The following is a 21460-nucleotide window of genomic DNA, read 5'->3' as shown; positions in this document are numbered from 1 at the left end:
CACGGGCGAGGTCGGTGGGATCGCGTCCAGAGCGGACCAACTCGACCATATGCTGCCGGAATTCCGGCGGATAAGGCGGGCGGGTTTTCGGCATTGGTCAACACCTCCTGCGCAAGTCAGATGGTGTCCACCGAGCCGGGGCAACTCCATGGCGAGCACCATGCGGATGGCGCCGGAGACCCGCTCGTCCGGATCGACCTCGATCCGCCCGGCATCCGTCCAGCAGTAGCCGGGCGGCAGGGTGAAGCGCAACTCGCCCCGCCGGGCCTTGCTGTCCCGAGCCTCGAGACCCCGCTGGCGCAGCAAACTGAGTTCGTACTCGGACATGGTGCCCTTCAGCCCAAACAGGAGGCGATCGTTGACCAGGCGAGAATCGTAAACGCCGTCCGGATCGATGACCAACGTCCCAGCGAGGGCGCAGAGGTCGACCAAGTGGTGCCAATCCCGGCCATTGCGGGCCAGACGGGAGGCTTCGAGGCATAACACCGCCCCGACCGAGCCGGCGCAGACGGCCGCCACCAGCCTCTGGAAGCCAGGCCGCTCGACGAGGCCCGAGCCGGACCGCCCCAGGTCGTCGTCGATCACGGTGACGGACACGAAGCCGGCGGCTCGGGCGTGCTCCACCAGGGCGTATTGGCGCTTCTGGCTTTCCGTGTTGCCGACCACTTGGCTCATGGTGGACTGGCGCACGTACACGATGGCGCCGCGGCCGAGATGGTCAGGTGTGATCTTGGAATTCATCACCGCCCTCCCTATTAGTCGTCGACGCTCTGCCGCCCAGAGCCTCCAGAAGCAGATCCGCCAAAGCCTGAACGGCTTCGTGCGGCACCGCCGGCATCGGCAGCGGTGCCGGAGTGGGCGCGAGGTCCAGCGCCAGTTGCCCCCTGGGCGATGCTCGTCTGCTCATCGGCAGCCTCCTTGGCAGGTGAGGTGTCCGATGATGCGCTTCCGTCTTGCCCAGGCATCCGGGCCGAGAGGACTGCCGCCAACGCGCCCAGGGCCTCGACCCGGACCATGGGTGGGCCAAGCGTCGCCATCGGCTGGCAGGCGACCGCGTTGCACATCCACGCCGGCAGTTCGCGGTTCTGCCCCGGCCGCTCCTCGAGCCAGACGATATCGCATCCTCCGCGTGTCTGACGCAGAACGATGGGGAGCCGTCGCCCGAAGAGCGGATGCCACGGATACTCAACTCGGACCGACTCGAATCGGTATGCGGAATGACGTTCGATGTAGGCGCTTGATCACAGTGAACTAAGAGCGCCTTCTGTAATCGGGCCGGTTCGGTCAAGCCCCTCCCACCATAATCTCGTCGCAGGGCTCATGCTTCTGTCCGTGGTCGGCGTGGAGCCGCCACATGATGCGATCAGAGGAGCGGGCGAGCCGATCTAACAAGCGTGGTCCACGCAGCGCGTGCCCACCGGCGCTCTTGCGGCTTCACCCGATCCCTCGTCCCTGCGACGGGACCTCGTGTCCGGCCGGCGCTCAGCAGCGCCCCGGGCCGGCTCCTCACATAGCAACGGCCCGGGGCGCTGCGCTCCAGCGGAACGTCGTGCCGTCAATCCACATGCGGTGCAGTACCACCGCCAACTTGCGCGCCAGGGCCACCCGGGCTTTCTTCAGCCCCTGACGGCTGGCCACCCGTAGCGCCCACGCCTTCAGCGCTGAGAAACGTGTCGTGCGCGTCAGCAGCACGGTCGCCGCTTCGAACAGCGCCGTTCGGACCATTGCGTCACCGACTTTGCTGATCCGGCCGGTGCGATCCACCTCACCAGACTGGTACTTTTTCGGTGTCAGGCCGAAGTGGGCGCCGAGCGCCTTGGACTTCATGAAGCGCGCGGGATCGTCCACGGCCGAGGTGAACGTGATCGCCACGACCGGTCCGACGCCGGGCACCGTCATCAGCCGCCGGCAGGTCTCGTCCGCGCGCACCAGGCGCAGCAGCTCGCGATGCAGTTTGGCGAACTCGATGCGCAGTGCCTCCCGCGCCCGCAGCATCGGCTCGACCACGCGCTCCAGCGTCAGCTGACCATGGACCAGCTCCCGCACACGGGGGGCGAAGCCGGTCTTGCCCACCGTTCCAATCCTCAACCCGAAGCCACGCAGGATGCCGCGCAGGCTGCCTTCCACATCGAGCAGCTTGCTCTGCAACTGCTTGCGAGCCGTCAACAAGGCTCGGACCTCCTGGGCTGGCAGCGCCTTGGCGTGCACCGGCCGGAACCAGCCCATGCGGATCAGCTGCGCAATGCCGCGGGCATCGTTGCGATCGGTTTTCACCGTCATGGCTGACAGCGCCGCCTTCACGTGGCGCGTCTCGATCAGGACGGCAGGAATGCCCGCCTTGACGAGCCCGGCGTGGAGCCATTGCGACAGCGGACCAGCTTCCAGGCCAACACGGGTCAAGCTCACCTCAGCCGCCGTGAAGACCGCCACCAGTGCGTCGGGATCGCTGCTCACCTTGAGCTCGCGAACGATCCGGCCGCTGCCGTCCACCACACAGACACTGCACTGGTCCAGAGACACGTCTATTCCGGCATAGTAGTCCATGGTTCCCCTCGCTTTGGCGCTCGGGGCTGACCCGTTCAGCCCCCGCATTCTCCATCAGCGTGAGAGGCCGCCGCTTGTTCCTCAGCGGCAGAACCCAGGCCCGATTACCGCATCTAACAGAACCATCTTTGGACGAAGCGCCAGCAGATGAGGCTGGCGGCGATGTGGTGAAAGGCGGTGAAGATGTCGGCGCGCCGTTCGTAGCGGACGGCAATGCGACGGAAGCGGGCGAACCAGGCGAGCGTCCGCTCGACCACCCATCGGTGTCGGCCAAGACGCTCGCTGTTCTCGACGCCACGCCGGGCGATCCGCGGAATGATCGCTCGTTGGCGCAGCGCCCGCCGGCAGTGTGCAAAGTCGTAGCCCTTGTCGGCGTGCAGCTTGGCCGGGCGGCGCCGTGGCCGGCCCGCACACTGGCGAATCGTCGGCACAGCATCGACCAGCGCCTCAAGCAGCTTGCTGTCGTGCCGGTTGGCCGACGAGATCCTCAGAGCGAGTGGAATGCCGTTGGCATCGACGAGGATGTGCCGCTTGGAGCCCGGCTTGCCGCGATCCGTCGGGTTCGGGCCGGTCTCCTCGCCCCCCTTTTTGCTGGAACGCTGGCGCTGTCCACCGCCGCACGATCCCAGTTGATGGCGTTGGCATAGCCGAGCCGGTCGAGCAGCACGCGATGCAGCCGCTCCCACACCCCAGCCCGATGCCACTCGTGCAGACGCCGCCAGCAAGTCATTCCCGAGCCGCAGCCCATCTCCACCGGCAGAAGCTCCCAAGGGATGCCCGTGCGCAGCACGAACAGGATGCCGGTCAGCGCCGCACGATCGTCCAACCGGGGCCGTCCGCCTTTCGGCTTGGGCGGCTCCGGCGGGATCAGCGGTTCGATGATCGCCCACAAGGCGTCGGAAACAAGAGGGGCTGCCATGCCCCTACCAACCGTTCCCGGCCGGTTTTGTTACGCACTCTAAAGCTGTTGCGATGTTCACCTCATGTGCTCACCTCTGGCGTCCTGCGCCACCAGCATCACGCAAAGTGCGGGAGAACCAAATCTCCCTCGGCGAGTTGTCCAATGGGAACGGTTCCCATTGGACATTCCAGCAGGAGCAGCCTTTCGGCACCGCCGGTGACGCAACGCCCTTCACGGATTCTGACGAAGATGCGCCTGTGCGGTCCGACGAAAAGAGTAGCGATTGCCTGCGTTCACCGACACTACCCACCCAAAGGAACGTTCAATGGGAACGGTTCCCATCGCACGTTACGTCCGTTCTGACTTTCGCTGTTCGAGCAGCGTGTCGATCAGCGAACGCATATGCATCAGGCGCTCCCAGTCGCCGTCGGTCAAAGGTCGCGGCTTCTCAACCATCGCGCCAATGGTTTCCTGAGCCCGATTGAGAACGCGGAACACCCGCTGGGGTAGGGCACTCAGCGCCATCTCCGGCGAATTGTCGGCCGGTTTGCGCGAGGGGCGCTCGTGGTCCGCTCCTGCGTTTTCCAAGTGTGTTGGCTCACCACTAACGTCGGGTTCTCCCGCCGCGCCGCTGCTCTTCCACTGGTCCCACATGGCAAGGGCGGAGGCCTCCGACGCGGCGCGGGTGAGCGTGAGAAGAAAGCGGAGCGTCGGCTCATGCTTCGCGTATTCCTCGCGGATCGCCTCAGGCAGGGATTGCAGACGGAGCAGTTTGGAGATCATGCTGCGGTCCTTGCCGACGATACCGGCAAGCGCCTCGTCCGTGTACCCGTGACGCTCCTTCAACCCGTGCAGCGCATCGGACTGCTCGAACGGGGACAGGTCGACGCGCTGCACGTTCTCGACCAGCGCCACCTCAAGTGGATCGCCAGCGGTCAGGACCGCGGTAATGGTCGGCCAGCCAAGCGACTTTGCTGCCCTCCAGCGCCGTTCGCCCCACACCAGGAGATATTCACCGTTGGCCTGCTGCTGCACCCCAATCGGTTGCTTCAGGCCATGCTTATCAAGCGAGGCGGCTAAGGACGCCAGGTCTTCTTCCCGAAAGATCTTGCGCGGCTGATCAGGGTTGGTGACGACCAGCCCGATGTCGCAGGCGAAGGGCCGCTCGAAGGGCACCGCCTTGCCGGTCAGCGCGTTGCTGTCGAGCCGCACTGGGTTGGCGCTGGTCTGGTCGCTGCTCTTGGTGATGAGCCCCATGTTGGAGCGCGGAATGCCCTTAGCCATGCGCCGCCACTCCGTGACCAGCCGGGACGACGCGACGGTCGCGCTCCTCGATCAGAGTTTGCACCACCATGTCGAAGGTGCCGACGCCGGGCGCCTTGGCGTTGAAGGCGACCAGAGCGTCGCCACCAGCCGACGATTGCGGGTAGAGCGTGGTGTTGGGGATTGGCGGGAAGATGTGGACCTCCTGCCCGTAGGTTTCGTGCATGTCCTTCAGCGTGGCTTGGTCCTGGGTCGTGCGGCCGGAGTAGAACGTCGGCACGATGCCGAGCAGGGAGAGGGTGGGATTGCCGCGTTCGCGCACGAAGTCGATCTGCTTGCGCAGCGTGCCCATGCCCATGAAGGCGAGAGGCTGCGTCTGGCAGGGGATTAAGACCGTATCGCTGGACACCAGAGCGTTGGTCACCAAATGCCCCAGGGTGGGCGGGCAGTCGATGAGAATGAAGTCGACGCTGCGGCGCAGGTCGGCGAGCCGGCTGCGCAACGTGTTGTGTGAAAACTGCTGGGCGGCGAGTTCGGTCTCGCTCTCGGCCAATTTGAGCGAGGACGGCAGAACCCGTAGGCGCGGGTTGCGCGTCTCCACGAGACACTCTTCAGCCTTCGCTGCCCCCTTGAGGACGTAGTAGAGCGTCTTCTCGGCTTCCTCGCAGGCGACGACGTCCACGCTGAGATGGATCCCGGCGTTGGCCTGAGGGTCGGAGTCCACCAGCACGACGGAGTAGCCGCGGTCGGCCAGCATGCGGCCGACGTTCACGCACCCAGTGGTCTTGCCCACTCCGCCCTTCTGATTCGCCAAGGACACAACGAGCGCCGGCCCAGGCTTCTCGACGGGAAGCACCGGGTGCTTGCGGATGAAGGCGACGACGGCCTGTGGGATACGCTCACCCCCATTCTCCCAGCGCGAGATCCTCTGGCGATCGTAGGATCGGTCCAAGCCCTCGTTCAGAAACGCCGCAAAGTCTTCTCTCGATTGTCCACGAGCCTCGCGGTACGCCTTCAACTGTTCGCCGAGCATGCCCCCTCCCCAATCAGTCGAATTCAGCGATTCCACGCATAAAGTGAGACACTCACCCTGTCAACAGCGATCGGATGGGGTCAACGTGCTTACGATAGCGTCTCGCCGGCAATGTTGTCTTTTCGGGCACACCGGCCAATCTCAAGGTCAGGGAAAGCGGCGGACACAGCGGACCTCAGCCATTCGACTGAAACTCGGAGTCGAGGAACCGCGTGGACTCGCGGCCAGCACCTTACGGAGACACTCGACCAACTGGCGCTCTTTCTCACACGCCTCCTCGCAGAGCGCCCGCATCTCGGCGATGCTCGGCCGCCACTTCTTCGTCCGGCGCCAAGTGCGCGCTGCCTGGTCGATTGCCCAGACGGGAAATTCGCCGAGATCCTCGACCCAGTCCATCGCGACCAACTGCTCAACGTCGGACGTCAGCCCCTTCGCCGGGTAATGCGACAGCAGTGCCAGCACACGGCCGAGCAGCCGGTCGGGCTCCGCCGGCGCCAGGATCGAGCCTTTCAGATCCGCCAGCATGCGCTGCGCCATGGCAGCCTGCCGAGCCGTGACGGTCGCCGGCGGCGACCAAGTCTCCGCGAGGCCTTCGAACCCATCCTCGCCGAAGCGCGGGCGGTGGTCCAAGTGACCGGCGGCAAGCACCGCGCGCAAAGGCTCTGGAAAGGTGGCAACGAGCAGACGGCATCGGTCGGCAGACGGCATCGCGGGGTCGAACGACAGCGGCGAGCGCTCTGGCAACGGCATCACGGCAGCGGACATGACGGGCCTCCTCAGGTCCAAGATCGGGTGGTAGTCTTCTGGGCATCCTTGAGCCGCGCGGCGACGGTCATCCAGGCGTTGACGCGCTGTTCGGCGGCGCTTTCTCGGGCACGGCTGAACGTCGGAGCCGTGGTTCCAGCAGGGACCGCGGCCTTCGCCGTCGGCGCCTTTCCGGCCGCCGCGTCCTGGACCAGCCAAGCGCGCCAAGCGGCGGAAACGTCGCGGTAGCGGTAGCCGTGCGCCTGACAACGCAGGACGAAGCCCTCGACGTGTTGGCCGAGGTCGACATCGCCAAAGCGGCTGCGGGCCCAGGCGAGGTCGTCGGTCGTCGGCATCCAATCTGCGGACACGCCCTGCGCCAGCCCGCGCTCGCCCGAAGCGAGTGAGTCTGGAATCTGTTCCGGATGGAGGTGTTCTTGACTCGGTGCTGGACAGGGGGCGTTCGCCACCGAGTCATCCCTGTCGTCGGCGGGAACAGTGCGTGCGGCGGCTTCGGCGACCACTCCCCCGTTCCGCTCTATGCGCAGCCGGTACAGACAGGACAGCCGGGAGCCGTCGCGGCCGCGGCGGTGCTCAATCGTAACCAGGCCGATGTCGTCCAGGCGCTGCAGAATGCGGTTGACCGTTGGGCGCGACCGCTTGAGTTTCGCGGCCAGCGTCGACTGCGACGGCCAGCAGACGCCCTGTTCGTCGGCGAAGGTGGCGAGCGCCGCCAGGACGGCGAAGCCGTCGGCGTCGAGATCGGGGTGGTCGAGCCACCAAGCGGGGATCTTGCCCCAACGGCTGGTCGTGTCGGTCGGCGTGGTCATGGTTCCTTCCTCTCCATCGGAGGGCACTTCTTGAGCGAGGATTCGAATCCAAGAGCGTGAGTCGAAAAGCGCGGCCTCATCCTCCAGGGAGGTCTGGGCCGCGCATGGGGAGGACCAGACCGCGCATCTGTAGGATGAGGCCGCGCGTAAGGAGGACGAGGCCGCGCATGGGGAGGAAGAGGCCGCGCTCTGCCTCCGAATCGGATTCGGGAGGATCAGGCCGCGCTTCGGCAAACGACTCGGACGAACCCGATTCGCTGGATTTAGGTGTCGCCAGCCGTCGATTGGGAGGATGAGGCCGCGCATCAGCGCGAGGAGATGACGGCAAGAGGGATACAGCCTGTAGGATGAGGCCGCGCTTCCACCGAGGTGTGAAGGAAGAGGCCACGCATCGGATCTCTTGAGCCTGACCGTCCGCGACCTTTCCACCTGGGAGAAACCGCGATAACACCCATACAGATCGCGTTCATGGGGGGATGAGGCCGCGCACGTCGCGATTCGGGCCAACTTCGCGCTGACCGGCCGGCATGCGCGGCCTCATCCTACAGATGCGCGGCCTCACCCTCCCCATGTGCGGCCTCATCCTACAGATGCGCGGCCTCAACCTTCACATCCGGAACGTCCACAGCATCGCTGCGTGTTGCTCCGGTCACGACGCCGTGCCTATGGTGGACGCTGCAGGGGAGGGGGCATGACCGGTCTGGTTGTTGCAGGTGCTGATGAGAGCCAGGAGCCATCGACGGGGCAGAGCGCCGTCCAGTTGCTCCTGTTCGAGATCGACCATGCTCTGGATGCCAGTGGTCGGGATCCGTCCCGTACCCGCACCAACACGGTCGGCCTCTACGACTTGGCGCCGCGCTTCGTGTTCTATCCCGGCAGTGTTCCGGTGGCGGAGCGTGGCGAGGGAGGCCGCCCGTCGGAAAAAGCCATTGAGCGGGAGTTCGTCTTCCGCGGACGGCCGTTCAGTCTGACCTTGAAACCAGCCACCATCAAGCGGCGCCACAAAACCGATCGCGGCGACGTCGAGGAGTGGGTGTCCGTCTATCCATGCGAGCGCGAGCAGGTAGTCGAGGCCGTGATCCGGCGGCTAGCCACGGAGCGCGGTCGCCTGTCGGTTGACGACCGCAACCGCCTGCTCATGCACTTCTCGCTGTACGAGGTCCAGAAAGAACTTGCGCGGGTGAGGCGGACGCTCAGCCGGAATGAGATCAAGGAAGCCCTGACGATCCTCTCGCAGTCGATCGTGGAGATTCGCGCCAAGGGCAAAGGCGGTCGCGTGGAGTTCGCGTCCTCGGCCTTTCCGACCATGGTGCTGAGGTCACCGAGCGCCGAGGAGGGGTCGGAGGCTGGCGGCGATAATGCGGAGACCTACCTGCAATTCAACGTACTGGTCAGCGATGCCATTCGGACCATGCGGTTTCGCATGATGTCGTACGGCTGGATGATGCGCTTCCGGCACCCGGTTTCGCGCTGGCTGTTCAACGCTCTGACTTTGGAGTACGAGGTCCGTTCGTCGAGCGAGCCGACCATCATGCGGGCCAGGGACATCGTGCGCGACAGCGGAATGGTCGAATGGTCTCGGCCACGAGACACCCTGCGCGCTGTCCGGGATGCGATCACCGCCCTGCAGGCGGAAGGCATTCTGGAGGCCATGGACGTCGAAAAGGTCATGGACGGCCGCCGGCTCAATGACGAGATCTATACGCTCGTCCCCTCGGCTCGCTTCCTGCAAGAGGTTGAAGCCGCATCCCTTGGTGTCGACCGCAACGAAGCAGAGTTCCTGCGTATCGCCGGAAAGCCGGCCACGGACAGCGGCTTCGTTCGCCTCGAGCCGATGGCTGCCGCGGATCTGCGTCGTCGCAGGCCGACAATCGCCTCAACGGCCTCGGCGGCGGACGACGCTGAGCAGTAGGGCACCATCAACTTGTCGGCACCGACCATGATGGCTGGCGCAGTTCGGCCACGGATGCCGAGAGATCGGAGGATCAAGCGGCCAGCGGCGCACCGGCGACCTCAACCCAGGCAGTGAAGGCTTGGGCGCGGGCGGCGCGGTAGTCGGAGACGGGGCGGTGGTGGAAGAGGTTGGCGATCGGGTCATGGATAGATAGAAAGCGCTGCCTCTGTCGGGGCGATTTGAAGCGCTTCATCTGCCGCTCGCGTCGCCGGGTCGGTTGGTGCGAGTTCTCGGCTCGGTTGTTTATGCCCTTGTGCTGACGATGCTCCAACCCCGGCATGATGGTCCGCTTGGCCGCGGCGTAGGACTTCAGCTTATCGGTCACCAGCACCCGCGGCGCGCGGCCCTACATTTTCAGCAATTTGCGGAGCAGGCGCTTGGCCGCCTTGGCATCGCGCCGGCTCTGCACCAGCACATCGAGCACGAAGCCATCGCGGTCGACGGCCCGCCATAGATAATGTTTCTTGCCAGCGATGGACAGGACGACCTCGTCGAGGTGTCATTTACCGCCCCGGCGTGGCCCCCGCCGGCGCAACCGGTCCGCGATCTCGCGGCCGAACTTCAAGGCCCATTGCCGCACCGTCTCATGGCTCACGGTGATGCCGCAGGCCGCCAGCATCTCCTCGACCATGCGCAGGCTCAAGGGGAAGCGGAAGTAGAGCCACACCGCCGTCGCGATGACCTCGGCGGGAAAGCGGTAGCCGATGTAGCGGGGGACACGGGGCGTCGTCATGGCAACCCTATACCCGCACCCCCGCCACCGTCGACTTGATGGTGCCGCTCAGTGCTTAGGGTCCGTCCTGCGACGCCGTCCATCGACCCTACGGACGAGAGATTCGACGAGCAACTGGAGCAGATAGAGACCGGAGTAAAGGCGATCCTGCGCCTTCACGAATGGGCATCCGAGAACGCCCCGTTGCTCGCCAGGCTACACGACGGACGTTGACGGGGTCGTGACGAATCCTGTGGTTCGTCGTGGTTCGTGGAAAAGGATCGTGGGATTTCTGGCCGGAATGCCGTTAAATACGACCCCGGTTTCCCGGCTGTCCAGGCATCATTTCGCCGTCACCACCAACGGTGGAGTAGGCCATGTCCGGAGCCGCCTCGACAATGTGTCGACAGTCACCGTCACATGAGCGCACCTTGCGTGCGTACGGCGGATGGAAACATTGAACACAGCAGCACCCATATCTTTTTGTTCAAGGTTTATGGGATAACCTTGAATAAGATGGCGCCGCAGCGCTTTCTGCTCAAGGTTTCGGGAGAGCCCTATGCGCCGCGAGGATTTGCATCATCACGTCAGAGAGCGCCTGGTCCGCCTACCTGAGCCGCACCAAGCGCACCACGGCGTTGTCCCCTTGCCCCCGCCCGAGGACGCCGTGATTCTGGCGCCGGTCCTGGCGCGCAGCGAGGCGGCGAACCGCGCTCTGGCACGGGTGGCCACCCTCGCCGCCGAGCTCCACGACCCGTACCTGTTCAGCCGCGTGCTGACCCGGCGGGAGGCGGTGTCCTCCAGCGGCATTGAGGGAACGCACTCAACCCTGGACGAACTCCTGTCCGTCGAAGAAACCGAGGACGCCGAAGCGACCGAGGCCGCCATTCAGGTTAAGGACTACGCCCTCGCGCTCGACGCTTTTCTGCCGCTCGCCCGGGAACAAGGCCCAGCGGTGTTCACCGTCGATCTGCTGCGGGAACTGCACCGCACTGTCATGCGCGGCGACACGACTTATCGGGATGAGCCCGGAGAACTCCGGAAGATTGTCGCGTGGATCGGTGGAGGCGGAGACATCGCCTATTCGACGTATAACCCGCCGCCACCCGCCTTGGTGCCAAAGTGCCTAGCGCAAACCGTCGAGTACCTGCGCTGCCGGGGAATGCAGACGCAGACGCAAGGGCTGCTGACCCGCATGGCGATCGGACACGCTCACTTCGAGGCGGTGCACCCATTCCGCGACGGCAACGGTCGTGTCGGGCGCCTGCTCCTGCCGCTGATGATGGCGGCTGATGGGCACGTGCCGCTCTACCTGTCTCCTTACATCGAGGCGCACAAAGCCGGCTACTACGCTGCGCTGAAGGAGGCGCAGCAGCGCCTCCAGTGGCACGCCGTTGTCGGCTACCTCGCCGATGCCGTTGTGGGGACCGTCGAGGAGCTCATGATCACGCGCGCCGCCCTAGCGGAGCTTCGCAGGGTCTGGCTCGGTCGCCGGCGCTTCCGATCCGCATCGGCCGCCCTACGAGCGCTCGATGTGTTGCCGCACTACCCGGTCATCACCGTCAAGCGTCTGGCGACCATACTGGGCGTCACGTTCGAAGCGGCCTCCAGCGCGGTTGATCAGTTGGTTACTTGCAGGATCCTTGAGGAGCGCACGGGGCACCGCCGCAACCGCCACTTTGCTGCGGTCGAGGCCCTTCGGATCATCAACCGCCCCTTCGGCGCCGAACCGGCGCTGCCCGGCGGCCCCCTCGGAGGCGATCAGGCCGATGCCAATTGAAAATTCCCACCGTTGCACCTGAGCCAATCTATCGAACGGATCTCCGCCGTGCTCGATCAAGGCGACATTGTTATCACCGTTGGCAACGGTTGGATCATCCTCGTTGTCGACGGCGGGGCCATTCACGGGCATGTCTTCACCCGCGCCAGCACCGCCGCGGGCGCGTTTCTCGCCCAAGGCGACCGAGGCGTTGGTTCGGCGGATCGAGGAGAAATTTGGGGTCCATCCGCAAACCCGACACTGCTGGCGAAATCAGGTAGTGCCTGCAAGCCCGACGAGTTGGCCGAAGTGCGACCGCCGGGTTGGCGCGATCGGGACGCCGGCCAGCCAGTCGCCGATCCTGACCAGGTTCATGGCGGCGGCGATAGAAACGTGCTGGAGACGGGTCTTGGCGAGGCCGACGTACCGAGCCCGGCGCAGGCCGAAGCGGCGCACCCCCTGGGACAGGGCCGCCTCCACCCCGGCCCGCAGCGCGTGCACGGCCCGGAACTCCGGGGCGCGCTTGCGCGCGGCCTGAAGCGCTTCGAACTCCCGTCGATCGCGCAACGTCATCACCCGGCGCGACGCCGTCGGACCGGCACAGTCCGTGCGGTTCGGACACGGCTTGCAGTCAGCCTGGGAGAACTTCACTTTCACCGTTTCCCAGCCGAACTCGGTACTTGCCGTCCAACCCGAGCTTTTGACCCCTCTGGGGTACGTCACGTACTGGGTGTCCCAATCGACCTGGAAGGCGGCTGCGGCAAAACCCGTTGCCAGGCGCGCCTGCCATTGCAGGTCGGGGCGGGTCGGCCCGACCAGGTCAACGCCGAAGTCCCGTGTGGCCTCGATCAGAAGAGCGGCGTCGAGGTAACCGCCGCCATGGGCAGCCGCGCCTTCATCCGCACCACCCAGCTCTATGGCCGCCGTGGTGAGGCCATCAGCCTGGACGAGATCGAGCGAAGCGACCGCTACAAGCGGCTGATCGATGGAGGCCCTATCGTTCCACTGCAGCGTCGTAGATTGCAGGCAACGCTGACACGTCACCCGGCGCTGGCTGGCTGGCGTGGCAAACCCACCGCAACACGGCGCCAGCGGACAGCGTCCGGTGGCGCCGTTCCCAGTCCGCAATCCTCGCGGCGGCACGGTGCATGTCTGTTTGCATGTCAGCGTCCATCGCCTCCCTCCAGGACAATGCCCCAGCGGATGAAGGTCGGCTCATCCATATCTGGATCGAGCGGGAGATGCCGGGCTCGCAGCACCTTGTTGCCCTCGGCGATGCAGACCAGCAGGTAGTCCTCGATGGACAAGCCCATCGCATCGGCCACCGCTTTGGCGCGGTCAAAAGCCGGCCCATCACCGCGAAAGCGCAACACGACGCTCATCCCCGCCTCCCCATCCGTGCTGTTGCCATTCACCGAGGTTAGCGCGAGGCGCGGCCTGGCCATGCGCCGTCGATCCCGCGGCACGCGGCCGCCAGGCTCACACCGCGTCGGTTGCGGAGCCCCAGCGCTCATCACCGTTCGCCGGGCCGGTGGAGCGACGATCGGCGGCGTGGTCGATTGCCGGGGCGGCGTCATCCAGGCTCTGCTTGGCCGCGAGCGCCGCGCCCTTGCGCGGCGGTCTGACCTTCGGTGTGGCGCCGGACAGATAGGAGCGCAGCGTGGACGCGGTGATCGTGATGCCGTGGGCGGCGAGAATCTCCAGGAGCTGGGTATCGGGACAGCCGCGGTCACGGGCGGCGCGAAGCGAACCTTCCACCGCGCGGACCGCCTCTCTCTTGGAAATCTGCGGCGGGCGCGCGGCGTCGAGAGCGGCGCGCAGCGCCGACAGGCTGTCTCGGGAAATCAGGGTCGGCGCCGGCATAACGGACCTCCAAGCGGGAACGGGATCTGGGCAGGGTAGCGCGCGGCTTGGTTGAGGCCAACCAGATAGGGGTCGTGCAGGGTGCGGCATTGTTGCGCGATCTCTGCTCTGGCGGGTGGTCGTGTTGATGGCGATAATGCGTCGAGAAAAGGGGTTCACACCTGACGCATCTGGCGATGCATGAAGGCTGAAGCGTGCTGTCAATCGGGACCAGTGCCGGGGCGGACTACTACGTGGAGGCGCAAGCCGAGTATTATCTCGGCGGCACCGAGCCGACCGGCGTGTGGTGGAACACCCCAGGGTACTTTGGGTACCGCGACGGTTCGGATGTTGACCCCTCGGCGTTCAAAGCGCTGCACACTGGCTTCAACCCGCGCGACGGACGGGCGCTGGTGCAGAATGCGGGAGCGGAGAAGCGGCGCGGCGGTTACGACCTCACCTTCAGCGCCGATAAGAGCATCAGCGCGCTGTGGGCGGTGGCGCCGGTTGCGATGCGAAGCGCGATCGAGGCCGCCCAGGAGGCTGCCGTGCGAGCAGCCTTGGCGCTGGTTCAAGAGCGTGCCGTCGAAACACGGCGGGGCAAAGACGGCGTGATGCGTGAGAGGGTGCCGGCGTTCGGCGTCTTGTTTCAGCATGGCGACGCCCGGTCCGGCGACCCCGACCTGCACACGCACGCCGTGGTGTTGAATGTTGCGGAGCGTCGGGATGGGACGTGGGGCAGCCTGGCCAATGAACAGCTGTTCCGCTGGAAAATGGCCGCGGGTGCGGTGTACCGCGCCGAGTTGGCGGCGCAGCTGCAGGAGCGGTTGGGGCTGGCGATCGACCGTCACGGCGAGAGCAACGAATTCATTCGCGTTACCGGGGTTCCCGAGGCGTTGTGCGAGGCATGGTCGAAGCGCCGCAAGGACATCGAGGCGGCCGCCGCGGAGAAGGGCTTCGCCACCGGCGCGGACGCCGCGCGGGCCGCCAGCTTGACGCTGGCGACGCGGGGAAAGAAGGGCCACGGCGAGGACCGCAGCGTCCGATGGGTGGAGGAAGCCGCGGCGATGGGCTGGACCGCGGCCGCCGCGATGGCGCTGCAGGGCACGGCACAGGGCGATCCGGTGGCGGCGCGGACCGCGGCCTGGACGGGCGTTGCGCAGCGGGTTCGTGAGATCATCGAGCACGACTCCGTGTTCACCGAGCCGAAGCTTTGGCAAGTGACCGCCGAGGCCGCCGCGGGCGCCTTTCCGGCCCGCGACATCGCCGGCCTGGTGCGCCGCCTCGAAGCTGAGGGTGTGGTGGTGCGGCTGCCCGGTCAGACCGACGCTGGGCAGACGGTTTATTCGACCCGCCAGGCGATCGAGGACGAGGTGGCCGTCCGCGCGATGGCGCGCCAGGCGGCTGCGGCACCGGCGCTGATGGTGCCATCGGTCGTGGCCAAGGCCGCGATCAATACGTCGGACCCGCCGCTGACCGATGAACAGGGCGCGGCGTCGTATCACGCCATGACCCGCGGCGGTGGCGTCGCGCTGGTCGAAGGGGCGCCCGGTGTCGGCAAGAGCACGCTGCTCCGACCGGTGGTTCAGGGGTACCGGTGGGCCGGCGCCCAGGCCATTCTGGCGACCGCGGTGGCCTGGCGGCAGGCGCGTGACCTCGGCGACGGTGTCGGGGCGGATGCGGCGCTCGCGGCGGAGGCGTTGCTGCATCGCTGGCGGGCCGGCGACCTGGAGATCGGTACCGGCACGGTGATCGTCGTCGACGAACTGGGGCAGTGGTCCGCCCGGCAAACCCGCCAGCTCCTGGAGATGCAGCGCGCCACCGGGTGCCGGGTGATCGGGGTGGGCGACCGCCGCCAGCTGCAGCCGGTGGGGGCGGGGCCGGGCATGCGGCTGCTGGCCCTGGAGGCGCCGGTCGCCATTGTCGACACCATCATCCGGCAGACGGATGCGGTGGCCCGCGCTGCGGTGCGGGCGGTCATGGACGGCGATGCGGCGACGGCGATCCGCGCCCACCGCGAACGGGGGTGTCTCCTGGAGGGCGCGGACCATGGGGCGGCGGTTGCGCTTGCCGCCGCGCGGTGGCGTGCGGTGCGGGAGGCCGGCCGGTCGACGGTGGTCGTTGCGGAGACGTGGGCCGACGTGCGGGCTCTGTCCGCGGCGGTCCGCGGCGAACTCAAGGCCATGGGCTGGCTTGGCGAGGACGCCCTCACAGTGAAAGCCACCGGCACCACCCCAGGGCGGGCGCTCACGCTCGCCATCGCCGTCGGCGAGGAGTTGCGGTTCCGTCAGCGGGATGACCGGCTTGGGGTGGTCAACGGCGACTGCGGACGGGTGCTGGCCATCGACGGCGGAGCGCTGGTCGTGGCGCTCGCCGGCGGCCGCCGCATCACGGTGGATCCGGCGGTCTACCGGGACAAGGCGGGGCACATCCCGATCACCTACGCCTACGCCTCAACCCTGGCGGCGGCCCAGGGGATGACCGTCGCCGCCCCCATCCTGCTCGGCAGCGACCGGCTGACCCGACAGGCGGCGACGGTGGCGCTGTCGCGGGGCACCGGCTGGACGACGGTGGTGGTGGACCGCGGCGCCATCGAGGGTGCGGTGCGGGCGCGGCGCCCCGACGACGCGGTGCGGACGCCGGTCACGACGGACGAGGTGGATGCGCATCTGGCGCGGGCGTGGTCGCGCGATGGCGAGAAGGTCAGCGCGCTTGATCACCTCGATCCCGGGCAGGTGGAGGCCTGGGTGGCGGGCTGGTGGGGCCGCCTGCCGGCCGAGGCGCTGTCACCCACCGGCCAGCCGGTGGTGGAGGTGGTGAACCTTACCCGCATCCGTGCCGAGCGGTGGCACGAGGCCGCTGGCTGCCGGCTGAGGGCGGCGGGAGCCCGGCTGGAGGGGCAAGGCCAGCGGCTCGCCGGCGCGGCCCGGGAGCGGGCGCGCGACATGGCGGTGCGGCTGGCATCGGTTGCGGACCGGCTGGAGGCCCAGGGGCCGCGGCTCGCCGCCCAGCGGGCGGAGGCGCAAGCCATGGCGGTGCTGGACCGGCTGGCCGCGGCGGGAGCGGCCTTCCGGATCAACGCTGAGCAGCGCCGCACCATCGAGCCGCTGGTTGATACCGACGCGGGGGTTTTGAGTCGGGGATGGACGGCGCGGGCTGTTGCGCGCTTCGACGCGATCGCCCGGGCCCAGGAACAGGCGGCCGTCGCGTGGCGGTCGGCGCTGGAAACGCGGGAGGTGTTGAGGGGCGAACTGGCGACGGTGCAGGCCGCGGCGCAGTGGGAGCGGGCGGCGGAAATCGTCTATGCCCTGCTGCCGGAGGCGGAACAGCGGTTGGAGGCCCTCGACCCGGCGGCGTGGATGGCCGTGAAACGGGCGGAGGCGGATGCCCAGGAAGCCGCCAGCAAGGCCGCTGAGCGGTTGTCCGCCCCTCCTCCCGTTCCGACCCCACCCGCGCCCCGCCCCGTGGCCCAGAGGGCGCGCGCCACCCGGGCGGAGCAGGCCGCGGCCCAGCGGCAGGCGCTCTACGCCGCCGTCGAGGCCCGGATTGCGCCGCTGTTCGCGTGGCGGCGCCTTGCCGCCGATCCCAAGGCCAACCTCGGCAGCCCGCAGGCGCGGGCGCTCAAGGCGGCGGCCGATGCGGTGGTGCCGGAGGATGCGGCGGCCCTCGTGTCGGCGATCCGGGCGACGGGCACACCGGACCTGTGGCGCGATACCATCGCCCACGCGCTGGTCATGCCGAACCGGGTGGACGCAGCGGCCCTGTTGCGCCAGTTGGCCCGGCAGATCGAGCCGATGGACACCACGGCGGCGGAGTACCGTCGCAACAGACAGCCCTACGCCGACGCCTGCGTGGCGGCCAAGCGTGAGATCGGCCATGCGGAGCAACGCGTCGCAGCGGCGCTTTGGCGCGCCAGCTGTGACCCCAACGCCGATCGACCACGCATCGACCGGTTGATTGCCACGACCGAACGGAAAACGCCGCAGGAGCGGGCTGAGCTTGGTCGCTTTTTCCGCTGGAAGCCTCAGGAGATGGGCTTGGCCAGCGGACTGCGCGGCCGCCTGTTCTCGGCGGAACGGCGGGAGGCCAAGACGGCGGTGGAGCAGCTGTGGACGGCCATCGAGGAGCTGGTCGCGGCCCGGGCCGCCGAGGCAACCGCCCGGCAGCGGGCGGACGCTTACGACGCCCGACCCGACGTGCTTGTCGGTCGCCAGGCGGCCGCGGCGGTGGACGCGCTGAACCGAGCGCTGAACGCAGGGCCGCTCGGGTCTGGATATGTGCTCACCCAGTCGGCGGAGGCGTTGGAACTGGTGGCCTCGTGGGCTGACGTGCAGAACGCCAGCGTGACGCCCCAGCGCAAGGCCACCATCATTCGGCGGCAGCAGGAGTATGCGAGGGAGGCGGAGCCGGAGGGACCAGCGTTCTCGCAATAGGCCGGCGTTCAAGATCAGTTTGGCGGGCCATGCCGAGGTGGCGCCGCTCCGCCACGGTGGGTCTGGCATCACCCCGGATGACCGTGACAGGCTCCCGGGGCGGCCGGGACGAACTCTGTTTGACTCTCATGGTATGCGCAGAATGCATGCCGCCGCCGGTCCCAGACCTCGACGGACAGCCCGCTGTGCGCGAACATGTTGGCGGTGTTTCCCAACCGGCAGGGCACTATGGACGACCGCGACCTTCCCGACCCTACCTATAGCTACTTCGTCATCTTTGAGAACCCGCCGCCGCACGCCCGCAACTTGCCGGATGCTCGAACCGCCATCGATGCCATCGTTGAAGCCCGGATCATCGCCCGGGATTGTGCCGCCACCGTCCACCTGCGCCACCACACCGAGACCGCCACGTTCGACCTCGGCAGCGCCACCCCGGACGGCGTGTTCCACGTGGCTCCGCAGCTTCAGGAAGGCAACATGCTGGCTCCTCAGGACATGGACTTTCTCCAGCGTCAACAGCAAGAGGGGGATCCGCGCCATCCCGACCCCATCCCACTCCGACCAAGCAGCGCCCCGGCGCCCGCGGACCTGCCTCGCCCGGCATTGTGCCTGGATGAGAGCTTGAGGAACGTGCCGGTCACGTGGCCGGCCGGCGGTCCCCGTCCCGCCCCGCTGCCGAATCCAAACGCGACGGTTACGGTTATCTCAGGTGCCCGCCTTCCGTTCGGCCCCGGGTCAGGACGCACATTCGGTTCGCCGCGATGAGCGAAGCCAAGCTGTTGCTGGATGCGGCCGCCCTGGCCGACATGCACCGGAGGGCTGTGGAGATCGAGGCGCTTGAGCGGCACAGGGGACGTGCCTTGTCCGCCGGTTCGCCCTTGCTCCTGGCGTTGTTGGCGTCTCCTCCTGGAACGCCGCTCTGGTCCCCACTCCCAGCCATTGAGGAATCCCCCATGACAACCGGTGCTTCCTCAAAGCCTTTCCGGCCGGCACGGCCGTCCGAGGCGCTGCGCGATCCTGATCCTGAAGGTGTTTTTGACGTGCCCGTGACGTAGCGCTGACGGCCCCGAGCCGGTGCGGCCGGGAGCCGTCGGAGCGTCAATGTCAGCGACGCCGTTGCCGTTCGGTTCTGACAACGGTCGCCGCTTTGGAGAGCCTTGCCCATGACCGATCGTCGAACCGCACCCGAGATGGCTGAGACGCCAATGGGGCACTCTTGGGCACGGCTTCAGGCGCTGCTTCCATTCCTGCCAGCACCGGTGCCGCCACCGTCGCTGGATGGCTGCCCGTGCGACCCGGTGTCCGGACAGTGCATCATGAGCGAGCCGGAACCCATCGACTGGCAGACGATGACCCGGCTGGGCCCACCTTTCGATATCGTCGCCCCGCTCATATCTCCGGAACTCTATCCCTCGGCGCACGCTGACACGCCGGTTCTCAAGAAACCAGCGCCAACGCAGTAGAAGTATTGGACAACAGCAATTTTTCCTTTTCCTTCAGGGAAATGACCATTGGTCGGAGGCTTGTCCAATCGACCATCAGCAGACGGAAAGCCGCGGCATCCTGGTCGTCAAGCTCCGGGAGGCCACCGTCCTGGATCATGACCTGAGACCGGAAAAATCATCCAGGCATAGGTAGAGTCCGTCATCGAGAGGAGACGGACGGATGAGACGCAGCCGGTTCAGCGAGGAGCAGATCATCGGCATCCTGAAGGAGCAGGAGGCCGGTCAGAAGACGGCGGACGTGTGCCGCCGGCATGGGATCAGCGAGGCCACCTTCTACACGTGGAAGGCCAAGTACGGTGGGCTGGAGGTCTCCGAGGCCCGACGGCTGAAGGCGCTGGAGGACGAGAACGCGCGGCTGAAGAAGCTGCTGGCCGAGGCCATGCTCGACAACGCCATCCTGAAGGACGTCGCCGCAAAAAAATGGTGACGCCCGCGGCTGTGCGGAGTGCCGTTGCCCATGTCCGTGCCAACCACGGCGTGAGCGAGCGGCGGGCGTGTCTTGTGCTGGGAGTGGATCGCTCGACCGTGCGCTACCGCTCCCGGCGCCCAGACGATGCGGCTGCCAGTCGCGTTGCGGGCGAGCCGCGACGCCTCGATCGCCAGCACGATGCCGACCCGCCCTTCGCAGATTGCCCCCAGCAACCGCTCGAACCCGGGGCGGGCGATCCCGCCGCCGGAACGGCCGAGGTCGTCGTCGATGACGACCACCTCGGACCAGCCGAGCTGGCGGGCGCGGTCGGCCAGCCCGTATTGCCGGTGGCGGCTCTCGTGGTTGTGCAGGAGCTGGTCCGGACTGGACTGGCGGACGTAGACGTAAGCATGGCGCGCGAGATGATCAGGCGTGATCTTGCTCATCGTTCGCCTCCGCCGTCGGGGTTTCGCTCGCCAGCACCTCCAGGGGGAGCTGTTCCAGAAGCGGCAGCAGCCGTTGCGCCACCTCCCGCGGGAGGATGGTCGCCGGCTGCGTTGGCGTGAACAGGTCTGGTTGCACGGTCGCTCTGGGGTGTCTCATGCCGCCCTCCGTTGCGTCGCTCGCGGAGCAACGACAGGGCTGCGTCGGTGGCCAGGCGCAACTCCTGGAGAACCCCCAACGGGAACCGGGGGGGCCTTACAAAGGCTGGCGTTGCCGGCCGACGGCGCGGTCATCCATTCCGGCACGTGGGTCACCGTGCCGTCCGGCTGCTCGACCACCAGCACGACGATGCCGCGCAAGCGGTGACGCCGGACGATGCCGACACGTTCGCCGCACCGGGGATGAAAAGGGTAGTTGTGGCGGCCTGAGATTATCGACGGTCGGACCCGAGATCATCGGCAAATCCTGGACCGGATTGGCTGAGACCGACGAGGCCCTTCGGCCCACATTGCCCGAGACGCAGCCCGGATTGTTTGCGACGGGACCGAGATCGGCGGTGCAGGACCACGCTCCGTGATACGGGCGGCGCGTGAAGGCTTCCATTGCTTGGAAATCAAGCGAATTGCGGCCACCAGTGGAACCATGTCGCGGCTCGAATGCGATCAGGATTATCGGCGAGACCGCAGCAACGATCGGCAAGCGCTTGATCAAGGGCACCGAGATCCGCGAAGTAGGTGTTGGCGATCGTTTCGTTGGTCAGTGGCCAGAGATGCTCGGCCGGCTGCAATTCGGGGGAATACGGGGGTAAGAATGGAGTTGCCCCGGCTCGGTGGACGGGTTAGGGCTTGTTTCACTCCGCGGTGCTGGATCTCCTTTCGTAGTCGATCGGTGACAGATAGCCGAGAGCGGAGTGCCGTCGGCGGGGATTGTACCAGCCCTCGATGAAGGTGAAGACGGCGATGCGGGCCTCGGCATGGGAACGGAACCGCCGCCGGTCGAGCAGTTCGCATTCGAGCGTCGCGAAGAAGCTCTCGCACATAGCGTTGTCGTAGGCATCCCCGACCGAGCCCATGGACGGGCGAACGCC

At 67.0% G+C, this 21460-nt stretch carries 17 protein-coding genes and 4 pseudogenes; 6 read left to right on the top strand and 15 right to left on the bottom strand.

Annotated elements, in window-relative coordinates; translation table 11 throughout:
- Positions 1-264: 264 nt before the first annotated feature.
- The 7 genes and pseudogenes from AC1DVI_RS30065 to AC1DVI_RS30035 form a co-directional block, all read right to left on the bottom strand.
- Positions 265-741: pseudogene (locus tag AC1DVI_RS30065) on the bottom strand (recombinase family protein); the annotation flags it as partial.
- A gap of 765 nt (positions 742-1506) precedes the next feature.
- Positions 1507-2544, bottom strand: coding sequence for an IS110 family RNA-guided transposase (locus AC1DVI_RS30060; RefSeq protein WP_476961086.1), 1038 nt, complete (start codon positions 2542-2544; stop codon positions 1507-1509).
- Between the two features lie 113 nt (positions 2545-2657).
- Positions 2658-3463 (bottom strand): IS5 family transposase gene (locus AC1DVI_RS30055; RefSeq protein WP_476961085.1). Its coding sequence is split into 2 segments (ribosomal slippage): positions 2658-3136 and positions 3136-3463, totalling 807 coding nucleotides; the frame shifts between segments, so codons are not numbered across the junction.
- Between the two features lie 330 nt (positions 3464-3793).
- The gene (locus tag AC1DVI_RS30050) at positions 3794-4729 is read right to left on the bottom strand and encodes a ParB/RepB/Spo0J family partition protein (RefSeq protein ID WP_476961084.1); all 936 of its coding nucleotides are present in this window, start codon (positions 4727-4729) and stop codon (positions 3794-3796) included.
- A complete protein-coding gene (locus AC1DVI_RS30045) occupies positions 4722-5741 on the bottom strand; it encodes an AAA family ATPase (protein ID WP_476961083.1) in 1020 nt (339 codons plus the stop codon). Before AC1DVI_RS30045 ends, AC1DVI_RS30050 begins: the two co-directional genes overlap by 8 nt.
- Positions 5742-5888: 147 nt before the next feature.
- Positions 5889-6506 (bottom strand): hypothetical protein, encoded by a 618-nt coding sequence (locus tag AC1DVI_RS30040; protein WP_476961082.1) that lies wholly within the window; start codon positions 6504-6506, stop codon positions 5889-5891.
- An 11-nt stretch (positions 6507-6517) separates the two neighbouring features.
- Complete coding sequence (locus AC1DVI_RS30035; RefSeq protein WP_476961081.1) at positions 6518-7315, bottom strand: helix-turn-helix domain-containing protein; 798 nt, start codon at positions 7313-7315, stop codon at positions 6518-6520.
- Positions 7316-8006: 691 nt separating this feature from the next.
- Here AC1DVI_RS30035 and AC1DVI_RS30030 point away from each other — a divergent pair.
- A complete protein-coding gene (locus AC1DVI_RS30030; RefSeq protein ID WP_476961080.1) occupies positions 8007-9227 on the top strand; it encodes a hypothetical protein in 1221 nt (406 codons plus the stop codon).
- Positions 9228-9300: 73 nt separating this feature from the next.
- Here AC1DVI_RS30030 and AC1DVI_RS30025 read toward each other — a convergent pair.
- A pseudogene (locus tag AC1DVI_RS30025) lies at positions 9301-10002 on the bottom strand (IS6 family transposase).
- Positions 10003-10540: 538 nt separating this feature from the next.
- Here AC1DVI_RS30025 and AC1DVI_RS30020 point away from each other — a divergent pair.
- The gene (locus AC1DVI_RS30020) at positions 10541-11761 is read left to right on the top strand and encodes a Fic family protein (protein ID WP_476961079.1); all 1221 of its coding nucleotides are present in this window, start codon (positions 10541-10543) and stop codon (positions 11759-11761) included.
- A 252-nt stretch (positions 11762-12013) separates the two neighbouring features.
- Here AC1DVI_RS30020 and AC1DVI_RS30015 read toward each other — a convergent pair whose 3' ends face one another.
- From AC1DVI_RS30015 to AC1DVI_RS30005, 3 genes are all read right to left on the bottom strand, one after another.
- Positions 12014-12784 carry a transposase gene (locus AC1DVI_RS30015; RefSeq protein WP_476961078.1) on the bottom strand — a complete coding sequence of 257 codons (771 nt, stop codon included), beginning with the start codon at positions 12782-12784 and terminating at the stop codon, positions 12014-12016.
- 119 nt (positions 12785-12903) lie between these two features.
- Positions 12904-13122, bottom strand: coding sequence for a hypothetical protein (locus tag AC1DVI_RS30010; protein ID WP_476961077.1), 219 nt, complete (start codon positions 13120-13122; stop codon positions 12904-12906).
- A 97-nt stretch (positions 13123-13219) separates the two neighbouring features.
- Positions 13220-13603 carry a hypothetical protein gene (locus tag AC1DVI_RS30005; protein ID WP_476961076.1) on the bottom strand — a complete coding sequence of 128 codons (384 nt, stop codon included), beginning with the start codon at positions 13601-13603 and terminating at the stop codon, positions 13220-13222.
- Positions 13604-13797: 194 nt separating this feature from the next.
- On the opposite strand from AC1DVI_RS30005, the gene mobF reads away from it, so the two are divergent.
- The 3 genes from mobF to AC1DVI_RS29990 all read left to right on the top strand — a co-directional run bounded on the left by mobF (position 13798) and on the right by AC1DVI_RS29990 (position 19070).
- Positions 13798-18015, top strand: a complete 4218-nt coding sequence (mobF, locus tag AC1DVI_RS30000; protein ID WP_476961075.1) for a MobF family relaxase — start codon at positions 13798-13800, stop codon at positions 18013-18015.
- A 228-nt stretch (positions 18016-18243) separates the two neighbouring features.
- Positions 18244-18780, top strand: a complete 537-nt coding sequence (locus tag AC1DVI_RS29995) for a hypothetical protein (protein ID WP_476961074.1) — start codon at positions 18244-18246, stop codon at positions 18778-18780.
- The gene (locus AC1DVI_RS29990) at positions 18777-19070 is read left to right on the top strand and encodes a hypothetical protein (protein WP_476961073.1); all 294 of its coding nucleotides are present in this window, start codon (positions 18777-18779) and stop codon (positions 19068-19070) included. Before AC1DVI_RS29995 ends, AC1DVI_RS29990 begins: the two co-directional genes overlap by 4 nt.
- A 382-nt stretch (positions 19071-19452) precedes the next feature.
- On the opposite strand, the gene AC1DVI_RS29985 is transcribed toward AC1DVI_RS29990, so the two are convergent.
- Positions 19453-19617: a hypothetical protein gene (locus tag AC1DVI_RS29985; RefSeq protein WP_476961072.1), complete on the bottom strand. Its 165-nt coding sequence runs from the start codon at positions 19615-19617 to the stop codon at positions 19453-19455.
- A 63-nt stretch (positions 19618-19680) separates the two neighbouring features.
- Here AC1DVI_RS29985 and AC1DVI_RS29980 point away from each other — a divergent pair.
- Positions 19681-20078, top strand: a pseudogene (locus tag AC1DVI_RS29980) (transposase); the annotation flags it as partial.
- A gap of 69 nt (positions 20079-20147) precedes the next feature.
- Here the strand turns inward: AC1DVI_RS29980 and AC1DVI_RS29975 are convergent.
- From AC1DVI_RS29975 to AC1DVI_RS29965, 3 genes and pseudogenes are all read right to left on the bottom strand, one after another.
- A pseudogene (locus AC1DVI_RS29975) lies at positions 20148-20375 on the bottom strand (recombinase family protein); the annotation flags it as partial.
- The gene (locus AC1DVI_RS29970; RefSeq protein WP_476961071.1) at positions 20356-20532 is read right to left on the bottom strand and encodes a hypothetical protein; all 177 of its coding nucleotides are present in this window, start codon (positions 20530-20532) and stop codon (positions 20356-20358) included. The gene AC1DVI_RS29970 and the pseudogene AC1DVI_RS29975, both read right to left, overlap by 20 nt.
- Before the next feature lie 691 nt (positions 20533-21223).
- The coding region (locus AC1DVI_RS29965) for an integrase core domain-containing protein (protein WP_476961055.1) at positions 21224-21460 on the bottom strand (237 nt) is incomplete at its 5' end.

Source organism: Azospirillum sp. P4_B5 (assembly GCF_056402275.1).
This window is presented reverse-complemented; position numbering and strand designations above follow the sequence as displayed.

Excerpts from the sequence above, each read along its gene's own strand:
- AC1DVI_RS30060 (WP_476961086.1), bottom strand. The coding sequence starts at position 2,544 with ATGGACTACTATGCCGGAATAGACGTGTCTCTGGACCAGTGCAGTGTC.
- AC1DVI_RS30050 (WP_476961084.1), bottom strand. The coding sequence starts at position 4,729 with ATGGCTAAGGGCATTCCGCGCTCCAACATGGGGCTCATCACCAAGAGC.
- AC1DVI_RS30045 (WP_476961083.1), bottom strand. The coding sequence starts at position 5,741 with ATGCTCGGCGAACAGTTGAAGGCGTACCGCGAGGCTCGTGGACAATCG.
- AC1DVI_RS30040 (WP_476961082.1), bottom strand. The coding sequence starts at position 6,506 with ATGTCCGCTGCCGTGATGCCGTTGCCAGAGCGCTCGCCGCTGTCGTTC.
- AC1DVI_RS30035 (WP_476961081.1), bottom strand. The coding sequence starts at position 7,315 with ATGACCACGCCGACCGACACGACCAGCCGTTGGGGCAAGATCCCCGCT.
- AC1DVI_RS30030 (WP_476961080.1), top strand. The coding sequence starts at position 8,007 with ATGACCGGTCTGGTTGTTGCAGGTGCTGATGAGAGCCAGGAGCCATCG.
- AC1DVI_RS30020 (WP_476961079.1), top strand. The coding sequence starts at position 10,541 with ATGCGCCGCGAGGATTTGCATCATCACGTCAGAGAGCGCCTGGTCCGC.
- AC1DVI_RS30010 (WP_476961077.1), bottom strand. The coding sequence starts at position 13,122 with ATGAGCGTCGTGTTGCGCTTTCGCGGTGATGGGCCGGCTTTTGACCGC.
- AC1DVI_RS30005 (WP_476961076.1), bottom strand. The coding sequence starts at position 13,603 with ATGCCGGCGCCGACCCTGATTTCCCGAGACAGCCTGTCGGCGCTGCGC.
- AC1DVI_RS29995 (WP_476961074.1), top strand. The coding sequence starts at position 18,244 with ATGGACGACCGCGACCTTCCCGACCCTACCTATAGCTACTTCGTCATC.
- AC1DVI_RS29990 (WP_476961073.1), top strand. The coding sequence starts at position 18,777 with ATGAGCGAAGCCAAGCTGTTGCTGGATGCGGCCGCCCTGGCCGACATG.
- AC1DVI_RS29985 (WP_476961072.1), bottom strand. The coding sequence starts at position 19,617 with ATGATCCAGGACGGTGGCCTCCCGGAGCTTGACGACCAGGATGCCGCG.
- AC1DVI_RS29970 (WP_476961071.1), bottom strand. The coding sequence starts at position 20,532 with ATGAGACACCCCAGAGCGACCGTGCAACCAGACCTGTTCACGCCAACG.